Source organism: Paenarthrobacter sp. CM16 (assembly GCF_013179505.1).
In the GTDB taxonomy this organism is placed as follows: Bacteria; Actinomycetota; Actinomycetes; order Actinomycetales; family Micrococcaceae; genus Arthrobacter.
This window is the reverse complement of the sequence record NZ_JABMCX010000237.1, coordinates 1-7,307: the sequence shown is the minus strand read 5'-3', so window position 1 is coordinate 7,307 and position 7,307 is coordinate 1. Positions and strand designations below refer to the sequence as shown.

Genomic DNA, 7,307 nt, shown 5'->3' with positions numbered 1-7,307 from the left:
TCGGAAGCGGGCGCAAGAAGATGGAACAACCCTCGGAAGGCATGTCAAATACCGCCCAGCACAACCAAACTGGGCGCGACACCGAAGGCCATGGATCGGCACGGATGTACGTGAAATTCGGCGTCATTCTTGTGATCAGCCTGGGCCTGATGTGGGTGTTGTCGATGTCGATGATCAGAACGACCGATCACTTCTACTTCAACTTGAGCAACTTTTGGATGGCACTGCTCATGGTTTCGGCGATGGCGATCGTCATGATCATTGGCATGTGGTCGATGTTCAAGAACAAAAGAGCGAATATCGCGATGCTGGCTGGCTTCGCCTTGCTGTTCGCCGGCGTGTTCGGGTTAGGCAGGACGGAGGCATTCGTTGGAAATGAGCAGTTCCTAAAATCCATGATCCCCCACCATTCCCGGGCGATCCTGGTTTGCCAGGAATCGGACATCACCGACCCGGAAATCATCGAGCTGTGCAACTCGATTGTCCAATCCCAACAGGACGAAATCACGCAAATGCAGTCAATCCTTGACCGGTACGGATCCAAATGACCTGATTCCAGAGACGGTGGTGCTGCCCACGGGATGAATCCCCGGGACAGCACCACCGGGATGGTTTAGGAGGGTGGTGCCGGTCTGAAGGTGATGCCGCCGTCCGTAGACACAACAACTCCATCGGGTGTGGCAGCCCACACCCATGGATTGCCGTCTGCGACCTTGGCCGCTGCTACAGCCAGAACTTCACCATCGACCCGGCCCTTCGTTGTCCAACTCGCCCCGGCGTCTGCCGAGTAGTAAGTGGTCCCGTCAGGGGCGACCCCGGCGGCTTCGTCGGGAGTAGCGAAGGCGGCGTACTGGATTATCGGCCCGGACTTGCTCAGTGACCAGGTATCTCCGCCATCGGTGGAGCGCTGGATTCCCTCGGTGGTGGTGCCCAGTACGGTGTCGCTGTCGGGGTGGCCGGCCAGCACCGCGGGGGCGAACCTGGCGGCCACAGTGTTCCAGGTCTTTCCGTCGGGGCTGTGGCGCAGTTCCCCGTCGTACGCGACGATCCCGGTTCTGGTGGCTGTCATGGCGTGGAAGTCGGACTGGCCTTGCCGGGAGAGTTTCTCCCAGGTTTGCCCGCCGTCGGAGGACTTGATGAGGCCGAGCGGGTTGGGCAGGTGGGATCCGGCCCCGGGGTGTCCGGAGGCGTAGAAGACGCCGTCCTTCCCGGCAGTGAACCCCATCAGGTCGTTCGTGCCACCGATCTTGGTGGCAGGTTGTTTGGTGACGTCGAAGAGCCCGTCATGGGTGGCCAGGAGGACCTGGCTGGTGTCGGGATCAACGCTCAATCCGTGCACGTGGCTGCTGGGCAGGGCTTTGTCGCTCAGTTCAATGGATGGAGTCGTGGTCGTGGGTGGGCTGGCCGGGGTGCAGGCTGCCAGGGTGAGGACGAGTGCCGCGCCGGTGAAAAGGACGCGGCGTCGTGAGGCAGAGCGGGCGAAAGAGTGCATGGGAAAGCTCCAGAGTTGGGGAACGCGGGTACACCGTGCGGGCCCCGCCCGTCTTGGGCGGGGCCGGAGGGAGCGGGCTAGAGGCTGGCCAGCAGTGTCTGCATTTCCTTGATCTCGGCTTCCTGGGCGCTGACAATGTCCTTGCTCAGTTGCACCGCTGCGGGGTCTTTGCCGTCCGTGGTTTCGGTCTTGGCCATCGTTACTGCGCCCTCGTGGTGGGCGATCATCTGGGTCAGGAACAGCTTCGCGGCTTCAACGCCTTGTGCGGCTTCGAGCTTGGTCATGTCCTCAGCGCCCATCATGCCGTCCATGGTGTGCCCGGTGGGCATCTGCGTGGACTCGCCCCAACTCTGCAGCCAGCCGGTCATTTTCTCAATTTCCGGTCCCTGGGCGTCCTTGATGCGGGTGGCCAGGGCGGTGACCTCGGCGGGGATGTCCTGTTTCTTGAGGATCATCTCGCTCATGTCCACGGCTTGGGTGTGGTGCGGGATCATCATCTGGGCGAACATCACGTCTGCAGAATTGTGGGCAGCGGCGTTGGCGGCAGGGGTGGACGGGCTGGAGGAGCTGTTGCCGTGGTCCATTCCCGGCATGGAGGTTGCGGAGGAACCGGAACCGCCGGAGGAACCGCAACCGGCAAGGGCGATCACCGCGGCGACGGCCGTAGCGGCGAGGGGCGCAAACTTCTTGGTGTTCATTATGATCAAGTCCTTCAAAAGGGTTTTCAGGGACGCGAAGGCGCCCCTGGAAGGGGGTGGGCAAATCCATCAAGTACGCGCCGGAACACAGGTGTTGGGTTCCGGTCGCAAGGTAAGGCCGCAGGGCCTTGGCCGGGCGGATAGCGTCTATGTTCTGCTGATGGACAGTTCACCCGGTGAAGGACCGCCGGGACGGTAGGACCACAGACACCAGACCATGAAGGTGGAAGCCGGCGATGGGGCTGTGATCGAAGGTGCTTCGGCCGGTACCGGAGCGGCAAGGACACCCGAAGCGGCCGAGGGGATACAAACCGCGGTCATGGAGTGCTCGCTGGAGCAGTTCCCTGAACAGGAGCACTGGGCCGGGAACGTCGCACCATAGGCGGGAGTCAGCGCCTGCAGGACAGCAACCCCGGATGTTGAAGACCGATGGCCGGCATGATCGGACGGGCTCCCGGACGTGGACAGAACCCCCGTCGCGATGATCGGTGTTTGGCTGGGTATCGTCATGGCCGAGTGCGCTGAGTGGGTGCCAGTCATGACGTGCATGCCAAGGATTCCGGTGATGATGGCCAGGACCGCGGCCAGCAGCGTTCCGGTGAGCAGGGCGGATCCGGCTATGGTGCGTTGCGCGGCCATGCTGGTCCTCCTCCCTGCGTGCTGGTTGGTTCAAGGCTACCGGCACCAACGCCTGGTCCTTGTGGGACTAGTTCGTTGGTGCCGGTGGCGCTACGTGGTCAACGAACCTGTGAGGGGTTCAGTTTCACCCGCCGGAGCAGTTGGGCGTTGAGGGCGACCACGATGGTGGAGACCGACATCAGCACCGCCCCAGCCGCGGGGGAGAGGATGATCCCGGCGAAAGCCAGGACACCGGCCGCCAATGGGACGGCAATGACGTTATACCCGGTGGCCCAGATAAGGTTCTGCCACATTTTGGTGTAGCTCGCCCTGGACAGCTCGACCATGGACAGCACGGCGCGGGGGTCGTTGCCGGCCAGGATCACCCCGGCCGATTCCATGGCCACGTCGGTGCCGGCGCCAATGGCGATGCCGACTTCTGCCCGGGCCAGTGCCGGGGAGTCGTTGACCCCGTCCCCGACCATGGCCACCTTCAGGCCGCGGGCCTGCAACTGGGCGACTTTCTTGTCCTTGTCGGCCGGAAGTACCTCAGCGAAAACCTCATCAATGTTCAGTTCCGAGCCCACAGCCTCCGCGACCTGCTGCGCGTCGCCGGTGATCATTGCGACCTTGATACCCCTGCTTTGCAGCGCGGCCACAGCCTGCCGGGATTCGGGGCGGATCGCGTCTTCAAGACTGACCGCGCCCAGAATTGTCTCTCCGTCAATGACGTGCAACACGGCGGCCCCCCGGTTCATCCACTGACGGGTCGAAGCTGCCAGGGGTTCCGGTTCGTCCAGTCCCAGTTCGCGAAGCAGCGCCGGGCCGCCGACCTGGACGGTGCGGCCATCAACTGTGGCGCGCACGCCCCGGCCGGTCATGGACGTGAAACCCGTCGCGGGTGGCAGAACCAGGTTCTTGCTCCTGGCTGCGCGGACGATGGCCCTCGCTACGGGGTGTTCGCTGTCGGACTCCACTGCCGCGGCCAGGGCAAGCAGATTATCGGCGGACCCGCCTTCGACCGTGGCCGTGTTCCGTACTTCGGGTTCGCCCTTGGTCAAGGTGCCGGTCTTGTCGAACAGGACGACGTCGACGGTGCGCATCCGTTCCAGAGCGATCCGGTTCTTGATCAGCACCCCGGCCTTGGCGGCCTGTTCGGTGGAAATGGCGATCACCAGCGGAATGGCCAGGCCAAGCGCATGCGGGCAGGCGATCACGAGCACGGTCACAGTGCGGGTGACAGCGTCGGGCAGGCTGCCCAGCAACGCCCAAGCGATGAAGGTGATCACGCCGGCGATCGTGGCAAAGTAGAACAGGAACGCCGCTGCCCGGTCTGCGAGGGCCTGGGCCTTGGACGAGGAAGCTTGGGCTTCGGCAACCAACCGTTGAATGCCGGCCAGTGCCGTGTCGTTCCCGACGGCGGTAACCCGAACCCGGACCGTGTTGTCGGTAGCCACGGTCCCGGCCACGACCGGATCACCCACGGAGCGCAGGACGGTCTTGGATTCACCGGTGATCATGGATTCGTCGAATTCGGCCTGCCCGTCAACGACCGTGCCGTCGGCTGGCATCCGCGCCCCGGACCGGACCAGAACAATGTCGCCGGCCGTCAGTTCGGAGACGGGGACGGTTTCGACGCCGTTGCCGGTGACGCGTTCGGCCTCGTCGGGGAGCAGTGCGGCCAACGCGTCCAAGGCGCCTTGGGCTGAGCCGAGGGCGCGCATTTCGATCCAGTGGCCGAGCAGCATGATGGCCACCAGCAGCGCCAGTTCCCACCAGAAGTCCAGATCGAAGTTCCCGATCCGCAAGGTGGTGGCCCAGGATGCGAGGAACGCGACGGTGATGGCCATGGAAATCAGCAGCATCATGCCCGGTTGCCGGTTCTTCAGTTCACTGATGCCGCCCTTGAGGAAGGGTTGTCCTCCGTAGAGGAAGATCACCGTACCCAGGACCGGCGGGATCCAGGACGAGCCCGGAAACTCCATGGGCATGTAACCCAGCAAGTGCCCGAACATCGGGCTGAAATAGACAACCGGGACCGACAGGGCCAATGTCAGCCAGAACCTGTCCTTGAACATTGCCGTGCTGTGCCCGGCATGCTGGCCATGGCTGTGCACCGCGTGATCATCGGCCATGTCGTGCCCTTGATGGGCGTGGTGTTGATGTGGTGGTGCGGCGCTGGTGGCGTGGTGCGCGTCGGTGACGTCCGTTTCGTCTTTGCCGACAGGCGCGGGGTGAGTGTGGTGATGGGAGTGCTGTGTCATGGTGTACTCCTCCAGGGACCGCCGCGCAGTACAACCGGGCGCGCAGGTCCGTGATTGTGGACTAGCTCTTGGCCAGGCTGTATCCGGCCGAGGTAACGGCATCCCTGACCGCGGACGGTTCTGCGGATCCCGCGATGACCAGGCGGGAAACCCCGCCCGGAACAAGGTCAACGCTGGCGGACTCGACGCCGTCCACGGCGGAGACTGAACGCTGAACGCTGGCCACGCAGCCGCCGCAGGTCAGTCCTTCAACGCCGTACTCAACGCCCGTTTCGACGGGCGGCGACGACGGGGCTTGAGTGGAGCAGCAACCGCAGCCCGAAGAAGAAGCTGTCAAGGGCAGTTTGGTGCGTGATGGTGTTTGCATGTCAGTTTCCATTCATTGCAGAAAAGGTGCGATGGGAGCTGTGGTTGAACGGCTGTAAAGAGGGAACCAAAGTCCTCCGCGACACGCCACTCACTGACAACAACTTAAATATACCCCCCGGGGGTATAGGAACGCAAGCATTCCTTGGAAACCCGAGGCGTCCGGGGCAGTAGTCCCTTAGGAGGCTTGAGCCTTCGATCGCTGGGGGGCATTCTTGTCAAAGAGAGCCATGAAAAGACACTGTTATGGATCACCCCGACACTGAGCGCGGAGACTACGTCGCAGGGCTGCTCGCAGCCCTGACCTACATCGACAACGTCGGATTCCATGGCATCGCCACGACGCTCACCGGCCCAGAGCCAAAGATCGACCCGAACTGGGCGCCACTAATCCGCAACGCCCGCATCGCAGTCGCCGTTACGGCCTGGCCGGACGATCTGATGGTGGCCGCCGATAAATTCATCGCGGCTGCCGAAGCACTAACCACAGTTCTGGGGCGGCGTGACCTGACTGCCGTCGTGGACCCGGCCAAGGAACTTCACATCGCCTACCACGCACTCAGTGATGCCGGGTGGCTCCGCCTTGCATCAGCAGCAGGAGTTGTCAGCAATTCTGAGCAAGCTGGACACCAGCACTAAGCAGTCGGGACATCAGCTGCCATTGAGGTGGAGTCTCGGTGGAACCTCAACTGCGGTCGGATCTATTTCAGGCCGGGTTCTGAGGTAGCGAAGGGCATGCCGGAATGAACGTCCCGACCACGCAGCATCCGCGGCGACTTCAACGACGACAGGTTCCACAAGCGTCAGCTCCACGCGGGAGGCGTCGCGGTTGAATCGGTCAAGGGTGGTCCCTTTGACCGTGGAAGGCCAGGGATGGGTGCCCACCGGCTGGCGGAGCCATCGGGACAAGGCACGGCTATCGGCCGGTTTCAGCGGGGAGCTGCGCCCGACGATGCGCAACTCACCGGCCATGGGCAGTCCTGCCACGATCTCAGTGGGCCGGCCCAAAGGCCCGATAACGGCTCCACAGACAACGTCCAGCTCGGACCGCTTCTTGGATTTCAACCAGATTCTCTTCCCGCCCAAGTAGGGCTGGATACTGCTCTTGGCCACCAGTCCTTCGTATCCGGCAGCTGCCCGATCTTCGAACCACTCCTTGGCCATCTCCAGATCTGTTGTCTGAGGCGACACAGCGAGGGGAGGAACCCAAACTGTCGCCAGCTCTTCCAACAGTGCCCGGCGGTCCTTCAACGGGAGGTTCCGGGCATCATGGCCTGCCACTCCAAGGACATCGAAGCCAATAAAGCTGGCCGGCTGCGCCCTGACAATGGCGAGGAGTCGTGCGCGACTAGCCGACAACCGCCTCTGCAGGGCCTCAAAGTTCAGCCGTCCCTCCGACCAGACCACTGCTTCCCCATCGATTACGCAGCCATCAGGGATCATTTCTACTGCCGCACTCTCTAGCTCGGGGAAGTACCTCGTCAGATCCTTGCCGTGGCGGGACCATAGGGTAGACCGTCCCTCTGCGCGGAAGATGACGAGCCGGTACCCGTCGACCTTAGGTTCAAAAAGCGTCTCACCGGGCAACGCCGAAGCCGCAGGGATGCCGGTGACGGCCTTCGCTAGTGCAACCTCGACCGGCGGCCGAAGTCCAACCAGAACCACTTGATCGATCGGTGGCATGCACCAAGGATAGGCCCACTTTGGGAGTCAGAGTCCGGAATGACTTGACGAAGTCCAGTGAATATAGCCGTCCCACTTGGGCTCGTAGTAGGAAGCGCCCGGGAGCGCGTTAGGACCGGGGAGAGCCTTGACGAGTTTCGCCAGGGCAACAGCAACCGGTGGTTGCAGTGCCCTCGGGATGGACTC

At 62.9% G+C, this 7,307-nt stretch carries 8 protein-coding genes; 2 read left to right on the top strand and 6 right to left on the bottom strand.

The features are described from left to right. Positions 1–548: DUF305 domain-containing protein (locus tag HP499_RS18035; RefSeq protein ID WP_253951674.1), on the top strand; the 548-nt coding region annotated here is incomplete at its 5' end. A 65-nt stretch (positions 549–613) separates the two neighbouring features. On the opposite strand, the gene HP499_RS18030 is transcribed toward HP499_RS18035, so the two are convergent. From HP499_RS18030 to HP499_RS18010, 5 genes are all read right to left on the bottom strand, one after another. Next, positions 614–1,492 carry a F510_1955 family glycosylhydrolase gene (locus HP499_RS18030; protein ID WP_172325566.1) on the bottom strand — a complete coding sequence of 293 codons (879 nt, stop codon included), beginning with the start codon at positions 1,490–1,492 and terminating at the stop codon, positions 614–616. 77 nt (positions 1,493–1,569) lie between these two features. Beyond that, positions 1,570–2,190, bottom strand: a complete 621-nt coding sequence (locus HP499_RS18025) for a DUF305 domain-containing protein (RefSeq protein WP_172325565.1) — start codon at positions 2,188–2,190, stop codon at positions 1,570–1,572. 147 nt (positions 2,191–2,337) lie between these two features. Next, positions 2,338–2,829 (bottom strand): hypothetical protein, encoded by a 492-nt coding sequence (locus HP499_RS18020; protein ID WP_172325564.1) that lies wholly within the window; start codon positions 2,827–2,829, stop codon positions 2,338–2,340. 98 nt (positions 2,830–2,927) lie between these two features. Further along, a complete protein-coding gene (locus HP499_RS18015) occupies positions 2,928–5,072 on the bottom strand; it encodes a copper-translocating P-type ATPase (protein WP_172325563.1) in 2,145 nt (714 codons plus the stop codon). 61 nt (positions 5,073–5,133) lie between these two features. After that, the gene (locus HP499_RS18010) at positions 5,134–5,439 is read right to left on the bottom strand and encodes a heavy-metal-associated domain-containing protein (protein ID WP_172325562.1); all 306 of its coding nucleotides are present in this window, start codon (positions 5,437–5,439) and stop codon (positions 5,134–5,136) included. A gap of 245 nt (positions 5,440–5,684) precedes the next feature. Between HP499_RS18010 and HP499_RS18005 the strand changes: the two genes are divergently transcribed. Then, the gene (locus HP499_RS18005) at positions 5,685–6,077 is read left to right on the top strand and encodes a hypothetical protein (protein WP_172325561.1); all 393 of its coding nucleotides are present in this window, start codon (positions 5,685–5,687) and stop codon (positions 6,075–6,077) included. Positions 6,078–6,089: 12 nt separating this feature from the next. Here HP499_RS18005 and HP499_RS18000 read toward each other — a convergent pair whose 3' ends face one another. After that, positions 6,090–7,121, bottom strand: a complete 1,032-nt coding sequence (locus HP499_RS18000; protein WP_172325560.1) for an ATP-dependent DNA ligase — start codon at positions 7,119–7,121, stop codon at positions 6,090–6,092. Positions 7,122–7,307: the final 186 nt, after the last annotated feature.

Coding starts and splice junctions, on each gene's coding strand:
- HP499_RS18010 (WP_172325562.1), bottom strand. CDS start 5,439: ATGCAAACACCATCACGCACCAAACTGCCCTTGACAGCTTCTTCTTCG.
- HP499_RS18030 (WP_172325566.1), bottom strand. CDS start 1,492: ATGCACTCTTTCGCCCGCTCTGCCTCACGACGCCGCGTCCTTTTCACC.
- HP499_RS18020 (WP_172325564.1), bottom strand. CDS start 2,829: ATGGCCGCGCAACGCACCATAGCCGGATCCGCCCTGCTCACCGGAACG.
- HP499_RS18005 (WP_172325561.1), top strand. CDS start 5,685: ATGGATCACCCCGACACTGAGCGCGGAGACTACGTCGCAGGGCTGCTC.
- HP499_RS18025 (WP_172325565.1), bottom strand. CDS start 2,190: ATGAACACCAAGAAGTTTGCGCCCCTCGCCGCTACGGCCGTCGCCGCG.
- HP499_RS18015 (WP_172325563.1), bottom strand. CDS start 5,072: ATGACACAGCACTCCCATCACCACACTCACCCCGCGCCTGTCGGCAAA.
- HP499_RS18000 (WP_172325560.1), bottom strand. CDS start 7,121: ATGCCACCGATCGATCAAGTGGTTCTGGTTGGACTTCGGCCGCCGGTC.